The organism is Tengunoibacter tsumagoiensis, from assembly GCF_003967535.1.
GTDB lineage: Bacteria > Chloroflexota > Ktedonobacteria > Ktedonobacterales > Ktedonobacteraceae > Tengunoibacter > Tengunoibacter tsumagoiensis.
Window position 1 is genome coordinate 2,068,099 of record NZ_BIFR01000002.1, and the last position, 14,689, is coordinate 2,082,787.

Annotated in this window: 15 protein-coding genes; 10 read left to right on the forward strand and 5 right to left on the reverse strand. The window is 46.6% G+C overall.

What is annotated here, in order from left to right; translation table 11 throughout:
• Positions 1 to 89 precede the first annotated feature (89 nt).
• From EL628_RS28370 to EL628_RS28380, 3 genes are all read left to right on the forward strand, one after another.
• Positions 90 to 818 carry a ThuA domain-containing protein gene (locus EL628_RS28370; RefSeq protein WP_126583341.1) on the forward strand — a complete coding sequence of 243 codons (729 nt, stop codon included), beginning with the start codon at positions 90 to 92 and terminating at the stop codon, positions 816 to 818.
• Between the two features lie 90 nt (positions 819 to 908).
• Positions 909 to 1,865, forward strand: a complete 957-nt coding sequence (locus tag EL628_RS28375) for an aldo/keto reductase (protein ID WP_126583643.1) — start codon at positions 909 to 911, stop codon at positions 1,863 to 1,865.
• Between the two features lie 151 nt (positions 1,866 to 2,016).
• Positions 2,017 to 3,012 carry an aldo/keto reductase gene (locus EL628_RS28380; protein WP_126583342.1) on the forward strand — a complete coding sequence of 332 codons (996 nt, stop codon included), beginning with the start codon at positions 2,017 to 2,019 and terminating at the stop codon, positions 3,010 to 3,012.
• 130 nt (positions 3,013 to 3,142) lie between these two features.
• On the opposite strand, the gene glk is transcribed toward EL628_RS28380, so the two are convergent.
• Positions 3,143 to 4,126: a glucokinase gene (gene glk, locus EL628_RS28385; protein WP_126583343.1), complete on the reverse strand. Its 984-nt coding sequence runs from the start codon at positions 4,124 to 4,126 to the stop codon at positions 3,143 to 3,145.
• 487 nt (positions 4,127 to 4,613) lie between these two features.
• A complete protein-coding gene (locus EL628_RS28390) occupies positions 4,614 to 5,858 on the reverse strand; it encodes a YihY/virulence factor BrkB family protein (RefSeq protein WP_161975852.1) in 1,245 nt (414 codons plus the stop codon).
• A 460-nt stretch (positions 5,859 to 6,318) separates the two neighbouring features.
• Between EL628_RS28390 and EL628_RS28395 the strand changes: the two genes are divergently transcribed.
• From EL628_RS28395 to EL628_RS28405, 3 genes are all read left to right on the forward strand, one after another.
• Complete coding sequence (locus EL628_RS28395) at positions 6,319 to 7,179, forward strand: PHP domain-containing protein (RefSeq protein ID WP_126583345.1); 861 nt, start codon at positions 6,319 to 6,321, stop codon at positions 7,177 to 7,179.
• A 33-nt stretch (positions 7,180 to 7,212) separates the two neighbouring features.
• Positions 7,213 to 7,674 (forward strand): nitroreductase family deazaflavin-dependent oxidoreductase, encoded by a 462-nt coding sequence (locus tag EL628_RS28400; RefSeq protein ID WP_126583346.1) that lies wholly within the window; start codon positions 7,213 to 7,215, stop codon positions 7,672 to 7,674.
• Between the two features lie 142 nt (positions 7,675 to 7,816).
• Entirely contained in the window at positions 7,817 to 8,368 is a 552-nt protein-coding gene (locus EL628_RS28405; protein WP_161975853.1) for a GNAT family N-acetyltransferase, read from the forward strand.
• Positions 8,369 to 8,622: 254 nt separating this feature from the next.
• Here the strand turns inward: EL628_RS28405 and EL628_RS28410 are convergent, their stop codons facing one another.
• Together EL628_RS28410 and EL628_RS28415 are read right to left on the reverse strand one after the other, a co-directional pair.
• Complete coding sequence (locus EL628_RS28410) at positions 8,623 to 9,162, reverse strand: methyltransferase (protein ID WP_126583348.1); 540 nt, start codon at positions 9,160 to 9,162, stop codon at positions 8,623 to 8,625.
• Between the two features lie 208 nt (positions 9,163 to 9,370).
• Positions 9,371 to 9,601 (reverse strand): hypothetical protein, encoded by a 231-nt coding sequence (locus EL628_RS28415; protein ID WP_126583349.1) that lies wholly within the window; start codon positions 9,599 to 9,601, stop codon positions 9,371 to 9,373.
• Between the two features lie 538 nt (positions 9,602 to 10,139).
• Between EL628_RS28415 and EL628_RS28420 the strand changes: the two genes are divergently transcribed.
• The 3 genes from EL628_RS28420 (at position 10,140) to EL628_RS28430 (ending at position 13,591) form a co-directional block, all read left to right on the forward strand.
• Positions 10,140 to 11,546, forward strand: coding sequence for a helix-turn-helix domain-containing protein (locus tag EL628_RS28420; protein WP_126583350.1), 1,407 nt, complete (start codon positions 10,140 to 10,142; stop codon positions 11,544 to 11,546).
• A gap of 114 nt (positions 11,547 to 11,660) precedes the next feature.
• Complete coding sequence (locus EL628_RS28425) at positions 11,661 to 12,683, forward strand: hypothetical protein (protein ID WP_126583351.1); 1,023 nt, start codon at positions 11,661 to 11,663, stop codon at positions 12,681 to 12,683.
• A 152-nt stretch (positions 12,684 to 12,835) separates the two neighbouring features.
• Positions 12,836 to 13,591: a carbon-nitrogen hydrolase family protein gene (locus EL628_RS28430; RefSeq protein WP_126583352.1), complete on the forward strand. Its 756-nt coding sequence runs from the start codon at positions 12,836 to 12,838 to the stop codon at positions 13,589 to 13,591.
• 124 nt (positions 13,592 to 13,715) lie between these two features.
• On the opposite strand, the gene EL628_RS28435 is transcribed toward EL628_RS28430, so the two are convergent.
• The gene (locus EL628_RS28435) at positions 13,716 to 14,105 is read right to left on the reverse strand and encodes a winged helix-turn-helix transcriptional regulator (RefSeq protein WP_126583353.1); all 390 of its coding nucleotides are present in this window, start codon (positions 14,103 to 14,105) and stop codon (positions 13,716 to 13,718) included.
• 188 nt (positions 14,106 to 14,293) lie between these two features.
• Between EL628_RS28435 and EL628_RS28440 the strand changes: the two genes are divergently transcribed.
• The gene (locus EL628_RS28440; protein WP_126583354.1) at positions 14,294 to 14,647 is read left to right on the forward strand and encodes a DoxX family protein; all 354 of its coding nucleotides are present in this window, start codon (positions 14,294 to 14,296) and stop codon (positions 14,645 to 14,647) included.
• Positions 14,648 to 14,689: the final 42 nt, after the last annotated feature.

Sequence of the window (14,689 nt, forward strand, 5' to 3'; positions counted from 1 at the left end):
TACGCTGCCACAAATGACGGGTAAGCGCTCAACGTTCTATAAAAAAAGGCCCGATGAAGGGCTTTTTCTAGCGAGAAATGAGGCTTCTTATGACAGCACCTATACGCGTTACGATCTGGAATGAATATCGCCACGAACGTCACTCAGAAGTTGTAGCGAAGGTCTACCCTGAGGGGATTCATGGTACTCTGGCTAACGCTTTGGGAAAAGAGGAAGGCTATAGCGTTCGTACGGCTACGCTCGACGAGCCAGAACATGGCCTTACCCAGGAAGTGTTGGACAATACAGATGTTCTGATCTGGTGGGGACATATGGCTCATGGCGAGGTTCGCGATGAGATCGTAGATCGTGTACAGAAGCGTGTCTTAGCAGGAATGGGATTGGTTGCCCTCCACTCGGCACACTATTCGAAGATTTTCCGCCGCCTCCTTGGGACCGAGTGTGATCTCAAATGGCGTGAGGCTGATGATCACGAGCGCCTCTGGGTCATAGCTCATGGGCACCCGATTACTGAGGGTATTGGCGATTACATCGAACTTGAACATGAAGAGATGTATGGTGAGCCATTTGGCATTCCTGAGCCTGAGACGCTGGTCTTTGTGAGCTGGTTTAGCGGTGGTGAGGTCTTCCGTAGCGGTTGCTGTTATACCCGTGGTCAAGGCCGCATCTTCTATTTCCGCCCTGGTCATGAGACCATCCCAACTTACCATAACCCTGAAATTCAGCGTGTGATCAGCAATAGCGTTCGCTGGGCTGCTCCAACCGCTGCTGTTAAAAAATCACTGGTAATTGGTAATACCCAACCCCTAGAAAAATAATTACTTTTACAAAAATTTCGATTAAAAAGGGAATGCTCTACTGTGTCAGAATTAACAACTCATACGTTTGCCGATGATCGCTATGACTCCATGACCTATCGCCGTAGTGGGCGCTCAGGTCTGAAGCTTCCAGCTATTTCGCTCGGCGCCTGGGAGACGTTTGGTGGGTATCGTGGAGAAGAGGTTGCTCGCGCCTGCCTCTATCGCGCCTTCGATCTGGGTATCACCCATTTTGATCTCGCCAATAACTATGGTCGCCCGGCTGGAAATGCTGAGGTTGTTGTTGGCAAGGTTCTCAAAGATATGCCACGCGATGAGCTCATTATTTCTACGAAGGCTGGCTTTTACATGTGGCCTGGTCCTTATGGTGAATGGCTCTCGAAAAAATATCTGGTCTCAAGCCTTGATCAATCGCTCAAACGCCTGGGACTGGAGTACGTCGATATCTTCTATGCTCATCGACCCGATCCTGAGACACCATTAGAAGAGACAATGGCCGCGCTGGATCTGATCGTGAAGCAAGGGAAGGCGCTCTATGTCGGCGTCAGCAACTTCTCGGGACCTCAATATGTTCAGGCAGTTCAGGTCGCTCAACGTATGGGTTTAAGTCCGATTACGATCCATCAGCCTTACTACAATTTGTTTGGAAGATGGGCCGAAAAAGATCTCTTTGAGCATACTGTAAACAATGGTACAGGTGTCATCACTTATAGCCCGCTTGCTCAGGGCCTCTTAAGTGATAAATATCTCGACAGCGTTCCTGGCGATTCTCGCGCCGCACAATGGTGGGGGAAAGAGAATAAGAACGATGTTGTAGATGCTGCGACTGTTGACAAGCTACAACGCTTGAATGCAATTGCCAGAGAACGCGGTCAGTCCCTGGCTCAAATGGCGCTGGCCTGGAATCTCCACTTCCCAGCTGTTACCAGCGTACTTATTGGTGCCTCGAAGGTTGAACAGATTGAAGAGAATGTTGCCGCTCTCAACAATCTGGCGTTTAGCGCTGAAGAGGTTAAAGCTATCGATGCGATTGCGCCTCAACCCTAGCAGTTTTTCGCCATACATTTAGCATACGACCCGTGACGAATCTTCTCATGAAGAGGATTTGTCACGGGTCGTATGCTGAAAACAGAAGACTTATCGACACTGTCTATTTGCGCTTCTCTTAAATGGTTGGATAACAAAAGGTAGGAAAACCATGACATTTGCGCAGAACCGCTATGATTCAATGCTTTATCGGCGTTGTGGTCGCTCTGGTCTGATGCTACCAGCTATCTCTCTGGGAGCTCACGAGACTTTTGGCGGCTATCGCGATGCCGAGGCTACCCGCTCCTGTCTCTATCGCGCCTTTGATCTAGGCATCACCCATTTTGATCTGGCCAATAACTATGGACGACCGCCAGGTACCGCTGAGTCAATTATTGGTCAGATCCTCAAAGATATGCCGCGCGATGAGATTATTGTCTCAACCAAGGCTGGCTATCGCATGTGGCCCGGACCCTATGGAGAGTGGCTCTCAAAAAAGAATCTGGTCGCCAGCCTTGATCAATCACTACAACGGCTCCAATTAGAGTATGTTGACATTTTTTATGCCCACCGCCCTGATCCCGAAACGCCTTTAGAAGAGACAATGGCCGCGTTGGACTTGATTGTCCGTCAGGGGAAGGCGCTCTATATAGGTGTCAGTAATTTCCCTGGAGCCCATGTCGAGCAGGCAGTGCAGATTACTCGACAAATGGGCCTGACGCCTATCACTATTCATCAGCCACGCTATCATATGTTTGAACGGCGCTGCGAATACGAACTCTTTGATCATACCGAGCGCAATGGTATTGGCGTGATCGCTTTTAGTCCATTGGCAAAAGGCCAGCTTACCGATAAGTATCTTGGAACCGAACTTCCAGAGGATTCCCGGGCCTCTGCTCTCTGGCATAAAGAACGCATTGAGGATGTCGTCAGTAGCGAGAAACTTGCGAAGGTTCGTCGCCTTAACGCTATTGCTCGTGAACGTGGTCAATCGCTGGCTCAAATGGCACTTGCATGGTGCCTGCGTCTCCCTGCCATCACAAGTCTGGTGCTCGGTGCGTCTAAAATTGAGCAGATTGAAGAGAACGTCGCGGCACTCCAAAATCTTGAGTTCAGCGCAGATGAGCTCAAAGCTATCGACGAGATTGTCCCTCAGACCACGCTATAACAATGCTGAAACATTTTTGCTAACTTCAAACTTCATAGACTCTCCTACCTGGAGCAGACTTCCAGGGACACAAAAAATTATCCTGCCTCTTATTTCTGAGAGGCAGGATACACAGTAGCTATTTTTCTGCTTAAAGCATGTTAAAACCATAAGCTGCTGCTCCAATAAGGCCAGCGTCTGGACGCAAAATAACATGAACAGGCACATTCCCTAACATATTAGAGAAGCGCCCTTTATTGCGGAAAGCTCGCATAAAATCATCACTCTCCAGAAAAGGTAAAATGCGGGGAGGAATACCACCACCTAGATAAACACCGCCTGTCGAAAGAACCTTGATTGCCATATTGCCTGCTTCAGCTCCTAAAATCGCGGCAAAAGATTTCAACGCAGCCATACAGATCGGAGCTGGCTCGGCTGCCATGGCACCATCTGCAATGACCGGGGTGCGATCGGCCGCATTGGCAAGCTTCTCACTCAACCATTCTGGCTCAACAAACATACCAGACTCTTTGATATATGCATAAATATTGGGAAGACCAATACCTGAACAGACATGCTCATAGCTCACATGTGGCAAGCGCTCTAACATATAGACCAGGAGGCCAACCTCGAAAGCGTTTGTAGGAGCAAAATCTGCATGACCTCCTTCTGAGGGATAAATAGCATATTTTGAACCGTCCCAGACCAGAAAAGCTTCCCCCAACCCTGTACCTGGAGCAACGACTGACATAGTTCCATTTTTCATTGGCTCACCTGCATTCAAGGTATGGAGATCAGCAGGTTCCAACGCTGGGATTGATTGAGCTGTTGCAGCTAAATCATTGATTAAGCGAATAGTGGGAATTTTTAGTGCGCTCTGAAGCTGATTCTCTTCCATGACCCAGGGCAGATTGGTAATCTTGGCTTTCCCTTCAAGCACCGGCCCCGCCACACCAAATACGGCACGATCAATCGGAAGGTCCACCTCAGATAAAAAATCAGTTACCAGGGCTGCCAGGGTCGTATATTGCGCACTTGGAAATTTTTTTGCATACAGTGGTTTACGAAGCTCATCCTTCGATGAGAAAACCGCCAAGTTCGTCTTGGTTCCCCCAATATCGCCTGCCAATAACATAAGAAACGTCCACCTTTCACTAACATATAGTTGGCGATATCCCTTATTGTCCCAAACTAACTTTTAATAGCTAGCACCTATGAGGATTGATAAGAGGATATGTGCCGTAAGCTGCAATGCTTTTCCAGGGGTTTTACAGACTGCTGCACAAGACAAGAGGTAAGCACGACCATAATGTAAGATAATAATTGTACATTGCCCCCATTTTTCACAATCTGCTATCACTCTACTAAGTGAGCAGAGACCCTGGTCAGAGAGCAACACTTGCATAATTGCACGTACAATTCTCTCTGCTTATCCACACTATATCATAGAACGAACCAAACAGGGAGAAGGGCATGATTGACCCTGCCTTGATGAGAAGAAGAGGTTGTACTGCCTCCCCATTGCACAAGATTTTGCTAGATCTGCAAAATCCTGGCATGGGTCAGACCAGAAAAGATCAGGGCATGTTTGATCCTGAGAACGTTGGAGCAGCCTTGTATACTCAATGAGCTCTGACTTTACGTCTGGGCAATCTAAAAAGTTGAAGGCCGAAAGCCAGCACAGATCCAATGCCCACTTCAAGCATGGTGATGCTACGCGCCGGATACGTTCGCCTGATAATTTTCACTTTCGTCTGTTTGCCTGTCACCTTTTCAGGCTCATGACTCGCGTGCTCCATACGAGGAGAAGCAGAGCTCTGCGCTGATGGTTGCTGCTTGTGAAAACTTCCCTGACCCACCGCATCTTGAATATGTTCTCTATCAGCCTGCTCTGTAGGATTCGTGTTGACATGTGCATCAGACTCAGTTTCAGGCTGATCCTGGTTTATAATTCCCCCTATAGTGCTGACAAAGCTCGCCAGGTCATTAGGTAACGGCTGAACATGTTCAGAGACAAATGCGTTGACCTCAGCACCGAGAATCATAATGACGGCAAAATAGAAGAAGAAGACAAGCAAGATCAATGTAAAGCCAACTGCGCCAGCTGCATTACCTAGAAAATGTGTGGCATACAATGGGAACAGCGAAAGGTAGATCTCCAGGGCAATAGCCGCTACAAGAGCTCCTAACCAGCTATGCTGTAACCGAATCTTCTGATTGGGCACAACCAGATAGATGGTCTCAAACAGAATAAAGGCTGCCAGTATCCCTCCAACTACGCTAGCGACGGTAGCGAGGAACGGGACCTGTCCTAAAAAAGTCTGCTTGAGCAATGAAAATGCCAATGTTGGCAGACTTGAAATAGCGACCATAATTGGAATGAGAACGACAAACAGCAAGACCATAAAAATCGCCATGATATTCTGCCGAATGAGTGTTCGTGGACGGACATGGTAAATGATCGAGAAACAACCTTCAAGCAGCACAAACAACCGCGAGCCAAACACCAGAGCACTCACAACTGCAATTATCCCCAGAATACCTGTCGCTTGACCCAGATAATTCTGTACCGCTTTAATCATGTTTGCAGGATCGACTCCTGGAAGATGTGGAAAACTTCGCGTCAACGTGTCAGTCAAAAATGCAGTCGCATTCCCTCCCGACAGACTTAAAACAACCCCCAATAACGAAAGCAACGCAACAAAGAGCGGAAAGATCGAAAGCAAGAGATTATACGCTAAAGCAGCCGAGAGTTGCATTGACCAATCACCTGTAAACTTGCGTACAAAGGCTTTGATTGGTTGCTCGCCTCGCTCATTACCGTGAGCCGAGGGTGAGAATTGTTGTGGTAAGGTCGCCTGAGTCATAATGGAAAGAGCTCCTTTGCAATGAAACATCCAGAATGCAGCAGCTCTTCTTATCGCCGATGAGTTGGAATGGTCCGTTGCCGTTAGTCTGGGACATCGTTCATTGAACAGAATAGACGTGTGGATGATTGACCCTACAGATTTTTCACCAAAAAGAATTAGCTTGATGTTCTATGGTTACACGACCAATCGAAAAACAAGGTTACAGCAATATACGAGACAGAGACAAAACAATTTCTCAAAGCACACTATCATCGATAACTCACTGCACAGGCCCGTTGTACGCGATACCACTCCACCAATGTCCAGTTGGAGCTCTACTGCTGAGGTTCGCTCAGGACACACTATCCTCTTCGATTAGCTGAAGAAGACAACTGGCGGAGAAGTGCTCAATCATTGTGATAAAATACAATCACAAATGGTGCTATTTTTCACTAGCTATACCAGAAGGAACCTCTCAATGCCAATTACGTTAGCCTCAGATGCCCCTATTGATTTACATATGCATACAACCTATAGTGATGGGCGCTGGTCAGCAGAAGCGCTCTTAGATCATCTGGCAAGTGAGCATTTTAGCTTAGTGGCTGTGACCGATCATGATTATGTTCAGAGTATTCCACTGATCCAGGATCTGGGTCACGCCAGACAGATTCAGGTCCTGGCGGGTGTTGAGATCAGTGCTCAATGGCAAGGAATGATGGCTGATCTTCTCTGCTATGGGTTTGATCCTCACAACGAACATATTCTGGCCGTTACCGAACGCGTCCGGCTGGGCCAGAAGGCAAATGCGGAAGAGGTACATGCGGAGCTTATTCGCCGCGGATATCGTTTTCCCAATCAACAGGAGCTGCTAAAAGCCCGCAATGGAGAGTTGCGTGTGGCTGGTGATTGTGCATACCTGCTGATTAAACATGGATATGTCTCCGATCGGGCCGCTGGCTTACAGCTCATTATTGATGCAGGCTATCGCAGATTCAAAGTGGAGATGGCAGAAGCCGTTGAAGCAGTCCATCGCAGTGGCGGGGTCGTCTTAATTGCGCATCCTGGTCGAGGTCTCACTCAGCCAGCAGACTTTACCTACTATAGTACAGACCGCCTTGATCAGGTCCGCGCTGAAGTCCCCATTGATGGCATCGAAACGTACTATCCCACACATGCCCCCGAACTTGTCGCAACGTATGTAGCCTATGCTCAACAACACGATCTGCTTGTCAGTGCTGGATCTGACTCCCATGGCCCTCCGGGGCGGCTCCCGATGAAATATTCCGCCAGCCAATGTCAGGCTCTATTTGAACGAGTGGGTATCCGCATAGATCATTAATAGTTAATCAACAGAGCAATAAGGAGTACTAGCATGTCAATTCAAGATTCAAATACACACAAAAAATCTTCTGGCAGCCTGCTAAAAAATCTGGCTCGCTTTGGAATGAAGGCGCATGTCTCTCTCTATCGGCGCACAAATGGGAAAATTGGTGGTGGACCCCATCTACTGATACTAACCACCACAGGTCGTAAAAGTGGAGTTGAACGCGATACCCCTCTTTTTTACTTCAATGACGGAGAGACATTCATTATCATTGCATCTGCTGGAGGCTCTGCCAAACATCCCACCTGGTGGCTCAATCTCAAAAGCAATCCACAGGCAAAAATTCAGGTGGGAGCAAACATACTTTCCGTCACTGCTCGTGAGGCAGAAGGCGATCATCGCGCTCGGCTCTGGTCGATCATCGAACAAAACTACAAACAATTTGTTGGCTATCAGAAACGCACAAATCGAACGATCCCGGTTATCGTTCTATCCCCCACCCTTGCATAACAGAGATGCATGTCTCAGCCAGCTTGGAACAGGCCATTGATGACAGGTCTCGATGGTCTCCACATTAAAACCTTATGAAAGAGGATGCAGCTCACCAGAACCACGAATGAGGAGTTTAGTGGGAAGAACAAAAGGAACCTCTATGATACAGTACAGGACGCTTAAAAATAATCTTCCACTCACAATCCGCTCTGCCGAACGCTCCGACGCGGAACAGATCCTGGCCTTTTTTAATGAAATCGGTGGCGAAAGTGAGAATATCCCGTTTGGCCCGGGTGAGTTTGGGATCAACATTGATGAAAAAATAACATTTATTGACCAGTCTATCGCCTCGCCAACGCAGCTTGTCCTTATCGCTGAGGTCTCAGATGAGATAGCTGGTATGCTTACATTCAACACGAGCAAACGCCCCCGCCTCCAGCATGCTGGCGAATTTGGGATCTCTGTACGACGCAAATACTGGCACATCGGTATTGGCAGCCACCTGCTTGCCTACCTGATCGATTGGGCAAAGCAGACCAGGACAATTCGTAAGATCAATCTGCGCGTCCGTGTCGACAATGATGCTGCCATCTCACTCTATGAGAAGTATGGCTTTACTAAAGAGGGGATGATCACTCGTGATATGTCTATCCACGGTGAATTTATTGATGCCTACCTTATGGGTCTCCCTATCGATCACTCAGCACCATAAACAATCATAACAGTCACAGGCACTAACTGTTTCATCGATAGCAATCGTTGCATTGCTCAAACAGACGACAAACGTTCAACCGCATGGAACGACAGAAAACTTACACCACTCAGAGACGCAAAACGGGCATTTAGAAGAGAGCAGCATGCTTGATAGTACCTTCTAAAGGCCCGCAATGGCTCATTACCAGAAGAGCCACGTTCATGACACAGTCATCACTGACAGAAACCAATACGCCTCGAATAGCAACCAGACTACACAGCCTTTCCAACAATGATGCTCAGCGGCGAATTGGTTGGAATTATACGTTGAACAGCAAAGTCAGCCTCTTCTAATAAAAGGAAATAGTTTTGTTTAACGCTCTCCGTCAATACACCTTGTTGCTGAAAGGGGAGCTGATCGCTATCAGAAGAAGTCATAAACTGCTCAATGACAAGAAGCGTTGCCCCTGTCTGGGAGGCAGCACGCAGGGTGTGAAGAATCTTTCTTGCATCCTTATCACTCCAATAACGAAGAAGCATCTGGACAATAGCCACTCCGCTACGTTCTAGATAAGGAACATACTGTAGATAATCACTGCTAATTGATTGGCAATGACCAATGGCCTCCTCAAATCCCTCTATTGTGCTTTCACCAAAATCTGACGCTCTCGTCACAAGAATACCATGAACGGAGGGGTAGCTCTGGACAATCGTCTGTAACAGACTGCCATGTTCCCCACCAATCTCCATAACGGTACTATGAAGCGAGAAATTATAGGCATCGACAATATATTGATGCAGGTCCTTTTCCATACTATTCCTCTCTCAGCAAGATACGCAGTTGTCTTACCGACTGCGCAGGAGTAGACCCCATTTGATGAGCTTTCTCATAAAAAACGCATCAATCGATGATAAATCTCAGGTGACTCTTGCCATCTACCTCTAGTTGGACCCTTGTACATCTCAGGAATTTTTTTTAAGCTCGTTGGAGGCTTTCAGCCCTTACACCGTCGAAATGCCCCTAAGGAGCCTTTTTTAGCTCATCAGAGACCATGGCGATGGCAATATCACCAACAATTGATTGGAGCTGGTTATGCAGCACTCCCATGTTCTCCATTTTTTGCGTAATAAAATCATGTTGAGCAGATCCATATGCTAACCCGATCAGACCTCTCTGACCAGCTTCATACTCTTCTCTGATCTGAGCCAGAAGTCTCGCAACCTCACTTCGCTGTTCTTGTGCTCCAAGCATAGTACACACCCCCTATTTATAATGACTGATAAATGGCACTATAAAGAAGTTAACTCTCTATCTTATTAACACAAATAAAGGAGATGGCGATAGTGAGTTGGTAGCATCTTCAACCATCACCATTTCCGTATCGCTTGCTCTGGTGGACAGAAGAGCAGTATCGTGACGACCATCTTGAGTTTAGCATGAAATTCCCCTTTTCACTTGTCATACAATAAGCATTTATTCATCTCTTTTTCTTACAAAGGTTAAACAATTAAAAATTTAACAGAACAGGAGAACTGCAATAGAACTAATTTGCATTTACTTGTCATTCTTAACCATACAAAACAGCTTTTTATCTCCTGAAAACACTTGCAATAGGCAAGTAATTTTTTCTATTTGAAATGTATGTCATAAAGATCAAATATCTATGAATACCTGATTTTACCTGGTCGCTTGATATTTTTCGACAGAACAGACATTTCAAGTTATAATAAGCCAGGATTTTCCAATGGCCTGTTGTTAAAAAAAAGCATATTTTGGGGAGGTTTGGCGCATGGAGAGGACACATTTAATTTTAGCGCGCCAGGAGCGGCATTGGACACAGGAAGAAGCTGCCCAAAAATTAGAGACGAATGCACCAACATTATCTAGATGGGAGCGGGGTATCACAACTCCTCGTCCCTATAATATTCGACGCATCTGCGAAGTGTATCATAAAACAGCTGCTGAACTTGACTTACAGCATAGCTTTGCTTCTCTTTCTCAGGAGAAGATAAAAGATCAGGTCCTCTTTCCGCTTCCCCCAACCTTACAGCGCTTTCAACTCGACATCACGACACGGCTCATGGCCCTGGTCATCGCACACCATACCCTTACCGATCTTGGTCTACTACAAGATCGTATCACAAACACGGTAAAAGAGATGGACACGACAATGGATACAGACACAACTTATCAGATCGATCGGCGCGAAGCCTTGACACGCCTGGCGGCTCTCCCCCTCCTTGCATTTGGATTCGATTCTCATGGAATTGAAAAAAGTTATAAAGCTGCTGAGCTATTACCACAGATTGCAGCAGCGGTGACCGCCTGTAGCTACTTAAGTCAGGGAGGTCATGAAGATATTACGCTGGCGATACAGACCCTTTCTTCTTATCTTGCTCCTTTGAAAACTATTATTAGAGAGTCAGCAGAACATCGCAAAGATGCTGCTCATCTCATTACGCAGAATCTTCTCCTCCTCTCAACATTGAATATTCATCAGTCAGGTTCCCAATCAGCAATTCCGATCGCAGAACAAGCAGTGCAGTATAGCAAAGAAAGCGATGATCCACCTCTACAGCTTGTCGCTCTCAAACGTCTAGCCTGGATCTATTCCTGTAATCGCCAGTATACACAAGCTTCCACTCAGGCCGTTCTGTCTGAGCACATTTTGAAAACAACACATAAACCTGTGCCTACTCCCATTCAATGGTCAACCTATGGTGGTATTGCTAAATTTCAAGCTCAAACCGGGCAGAAAGAACAGGCGCTTACCGCTATTGAAGCGGCTCATACCTGTCGGACAAAAACAGGGCCTGTTTATAATGATCACAACCAGTCAACAGCTTATCTGGATGAGGGTCTCACTTATTATCATCTGGGCTGGTATGAGAAAGCATTCAACACCTATACCCAGGCAATCTCGCTCAACACGCTGACTCCTACTGCAAAAGTGTCGTCAGAACGCATTCGCGTCGAATTACTTAATAATATGACCCTGACGTCTCTTAAGCTTCCCCAGAAACGAAAAGATAAAGAGCTCTCTATCAGATTGTGGAAAGCAGGCATTCAAGGCTCTAAATTGCTCCAGAGTGAACAGCGTTTTCAGGAAGCGATCCGCGCTTACGATATTATGGAGGCGCTCTGGGGCGATGATGCCGATATCATCGAACTTCAGGAGATGACTGCCCATTGGTAATCATCCGTATGTTATACAGATAGACCGCAGAAGTATTGCAGAGACGAGATGTAGAGAGCAGAAGGATGCCTTTCTGCCGCAATAAAAAAACACTATGGTGGGAGATCAAATGATATGGATACCACAAAAAAGTTGAATCGACGCGAAACCCTGACTCAATTGGCCTCCCTCCAAACGTCCCCCCAACCCTCCAGGCAGACGTCATATACGTCTTCTGAAGCTCTTTTACCTCTCATTACCAGGGGAATCGCTCTCTGCCATGAACTGGGACAGGGCGGCTATGATGAGATTACACTGGCAGCTCAAACGCTTATCTCGTATCTCCACCCGCTACGCTCGATTGTAAAAGACTCCTCATCACAGCGAAAAGTTGCCGCTCATCTGCTGGCTGAAGCCCTTTTATTGCTCGCAACGCTTGGCATACACAGGGAAGGCATACTATCTTCTGTGCACTATGCTGAACAAGCATTTGAATATAGCATTGAAAGTGAAGATATTGAGCTACAACTCATTATTTTAAAACGTCTCATGTGGATCTACTCATGCAATCGACAATATAAACAGGCCACCTCTACAGCCAGTGCAGCGCTCTCTATCCTCAACAATACAAGGATGCCTATTTCAGCCAGGACCAGGCGATCAATCTGGAGCGGCTTTGCTAAATTTCAGGCTAGAGTAGGCCAACAAGTCAAAGCACTCCAGGCTCTTGAGCTTGCTTATACCTATTTTATAACTAACGATGAAGCTTCTCCTATTTATAGCGATTATCACTGGCTTTCTGGAGCTCTGTTAGATGAAGGGCTGACTTATTACTACCTGGGACAACATGAGAAGGCGTTGAATGCTTTTGCTAAGATTATCCCCCTGGGGACAGTCAAACCACAACTCCCTATCTCGTCTGAACGCGTGCGCATTGAGATTCTTAATTATCAGACGCTTGCCTCACTCAAACTCCCCAATTCCAGGAAGGATAAGGCTTTATCAATCTGCCTCTGGAAATCTGGTATCGAACATTCTAAATCCCTCCAGAGCGAGCTCCGTCTGACAGAGGCTATTCGGGCCTACGATATTATGGAAGCTCTCTGGAGTAATGAGCAGGATGTGATCGAACTACGTGATATTGCTACACATTGGTAAATTCCAAAACACTTACAGACCCCAGGCTCTTTATGAAGGCAATAGATTGAGGCAGGCTCTATTTTATAATGCTTGCTTGATACTGCGCGGAGAAGATACAATATTGTAGAGCTGAATGAAATCATTTGTGAAAAGGATTGGTAAAAAAGAGAATGAAAGTTACCGTGTGTGAACTTCCAGACGAACGCGAGGCTTTTCCATCGGCCTGGAAGGATCTGATTACGCATATAAAGGAGCAAAAAAGCGAGCTGGTCTTACTCCCAGAATTACCTTTTTCGGCCTGGTTTCCCAGAACTCCGCAGTTTGATGCTGAGATCTGGCGTAAAGTACAGCAGGAACATGAGAGGATGATGACTCAGTTGTCTGATCTAGCACCTGCCATCGTGCTGGGTACAACTCTTATAACAGAAAATGGGCACCATTTTAATCGTGGCTTTATCTGGAGTTCACAGACAGGCTTTCAAGGGGTGCACGATAAATATTATTTTCCAAATGAAGAAGATTTCTATGAACAAATCTGGTTCGATCGCAATGAAGAGGATTTCTCATTAGCTCATGTTCAGGATGTGGCAGCTGGTTTCTTGATCTGTACTGAAGTCATGTTCACCGAACGCGCCCGCTCTTATGGAAAGCAAGGCGCAAACATTGTTGCTGTTCCTCGTGCCTCGTGCCTCAATTTTGAACGTTGGCTGGTCGCTATTCGCATGGCAGCTATCTCATCAGGAGCCTTTGCCCTCTCCTCTAATCGCGTCAGCTCTGATCTGTTCATTGGACGAGGCGTTGTGGTGAGCCCTGACGGCGATGTCCTTGCATCAACATCTCGGCAAAATCCATTTGTAACCGCTGAGATCGACCTGACTGAGAGTACGCGGGCAAAAAAAACGTATCCCCGCGATGTATTAGAATAAAGCTCCTACGTTCCTTCTATCAAACAGCGATACCCATTACAGGCCAGGATACACATAACGCTCAACCAGAGAAAAAGGATTGGGATATGTTTCACCATTTGTCGATTGCACGATGCGAAATATATTATTCCGTATCCAGAGCACAAGGACTACAAGAAGTAGGCTTCTGACCAGAGAGGTGCTTTTTTCCAAACTGTTCAAGTGCTTCAATCACAGCCCCTAGTTCCTGGCCTTGCTCGGTCAATTGGTACTCTACCCGCGGTGGAATCTCCAGGAACGCGTCTCTCCGTATAAACCCCAGCTCTTCCAGGCCCTTTAAGCGTTGAGAAAGGGTTTTTGAGCTAATATGCCCCAATTCTGTCCGTAAAGCGTTGAAACGCATTGGTCCCGGCAGAAGATGCATAACAATAAGCAATATCCATTCATCTCCCAGGAGACGAATCGCATGTCCTAGTGGAGTTGCTGTACATTGCTCTTGCGCTGGAGTTGTCTGTTGGAGGTTGGATCTATTCATAATATAGCGACTATACCATATCCAATCCAAGAAAGCAAGGCACTTGACAAACTTTGCTTTCTTGGATATCCTTACTTTCGTAAGGAAAGTTAGGCGGCTAGAGAAATCGTTGGCCTGGCTCAGTTCGTGCTTATTTATTGCTCATTGTATATGTTCATGAGCGTTAGTTGAACAGGAGTTTATTTACGATGTTTACTTTTTATATTGTCCTTGGTATCTTAACAGCTGCATTGGCTGCATTCTCTGGTATCGCTAAATTACGCCGCGATCCTCGTATTGTTAAGTCCCTTCATGAGGTTACCAAAATCCCGCTGAGCTGGCTTCCTGTACTGGCTGCGTTGGAGATCGCTGGCGCACTGGGCCTCATTATCGGTATCTTCTGGGCTCCTCTGGGCATTGCTGCCGCTATTGGACTCGTCCTCTATTTTGTTGGCGCAGTTGTTGCTCATCTTCGTGTAGGTGACTATAAGGGTCTGACTAATCCGCTGGTGCCTCTAGCGCTATCGATTGCCACTTTAGTCACACGTTTCTTAAGTCTCTAATTCACATTCGTAATTATTTCCTCATTTCAGAACATTTGCAGA

What these genes read in the sequence shown, in the direction of transcription:
- EL628_RS28400 (WP_126583346.1), top strand. Translation starts at nt 7,213, where the DNA reads ATGTCAATTCAAGATTCAAATACACACAAAAAATCTTCTGGCAGCCTG.
- EL628_RS28430 (WP_126583352.1), top strand. Translation starts at nt 12,836, where the DNA reads ATGAAAGTTACCGTGTGTGAACTTCCAGACGAACGCGAGGCTTTTCCA.
- EL628_RS28370 (WP_126583341.1), top strand. Translation starts at nt 90, where the DNA reads ATGACAGCACCTATACGCGTTACGATCTGGAATGAATATCGCCACGAA.
- EL628_RS28435 (WP_126583353.1), bottom strand. Translation starts at nt 14,105, where the DNA reads ATGAATAGATCCAACCTCCAACAGACAACTCCAGCGCAAGAGCAATGT.
- EL628_RS28420 (WP_126583350.1), top strand. Translation starts at nt 10,140, where the DNA reads ATGGAGAGGACACATTTAATTTTAGCGCGCCAGGAGCGGCATTGGACA.
- EL628_RS28410 (WP_126583348.1), bottom strand. Translation starts at nt 9,162, where the DNA reads ATGGAAAAGGACCTGCATCAATATATTGTCGATGCCTATAATTTCTCG.
- EL628_RS28425 (WP_126583351.1), top strand. Translation starts at nt 11,661, where the DNA reads ATGGATACCACAAAAAAGTTGAATCGACGCGAAACCCTGACTCAATTG.
- EL628_RS28440 (WP_126583354.1), top strand. Translation starts at nt 14,294, where the DNA reads ATGTTTACTTTTTATATTGTCCTTGGTATCTTAACAGCTGCATTGGCT.
- EL628_RS28405 (WP_161975853.1), top strand. Translation starts at nt 7,817, where the DNA reads ATGATACAGTACAGGACGCTTAAAAATAATCTTCCACTCACAATCCGC.
- EL628_RS28375 (WP_126583643.1), top strand. Translation starts at nt 909, where the DNA reads ATGACCTATCGCCGTAGTGGGCGCTCAGGTCTGAAGCTTCCAGCTATT.
- EL628_RS28395 (WP_126583345.1), top strand. Translation starts at nt 6,319, where the DNA reads ATGCCAATTACGTTAGCCTCAGATGCCCCTATTGATTTACATATGCAT.
- glk (WP_126583343.1), bottom strand. Translation starts at nt 4,126, where the DNA reads ATGTTATTGGCAGGCGATATTGGGGGAACCAAGACGAACTTGGCGGTT.
- EL628_RS28415 (WP_126583349.1), bottom strand. Translation starts at nt 9,601, where the DNA reads ATGCTTGGAGCACAAGAACAGCGAAGTGAGGTTGCGAGACTTCTGGCT.
- EL628_RS28380 (WP_126583342.1), top strand. Translation starts at nt 2,017, where the DNA reads ATGACATTTGCGCAGAACCGCTATGATTCAATGCTTTATCGGCGTTGT.
- EL628_RS28390 (WP_161975852.1), bottom strand. Translation starts at nt 5,858, where the DNA reads ATGACTCAGGCGACCTTACCACAACAATTCTCACCCTCGGCTCACGGT.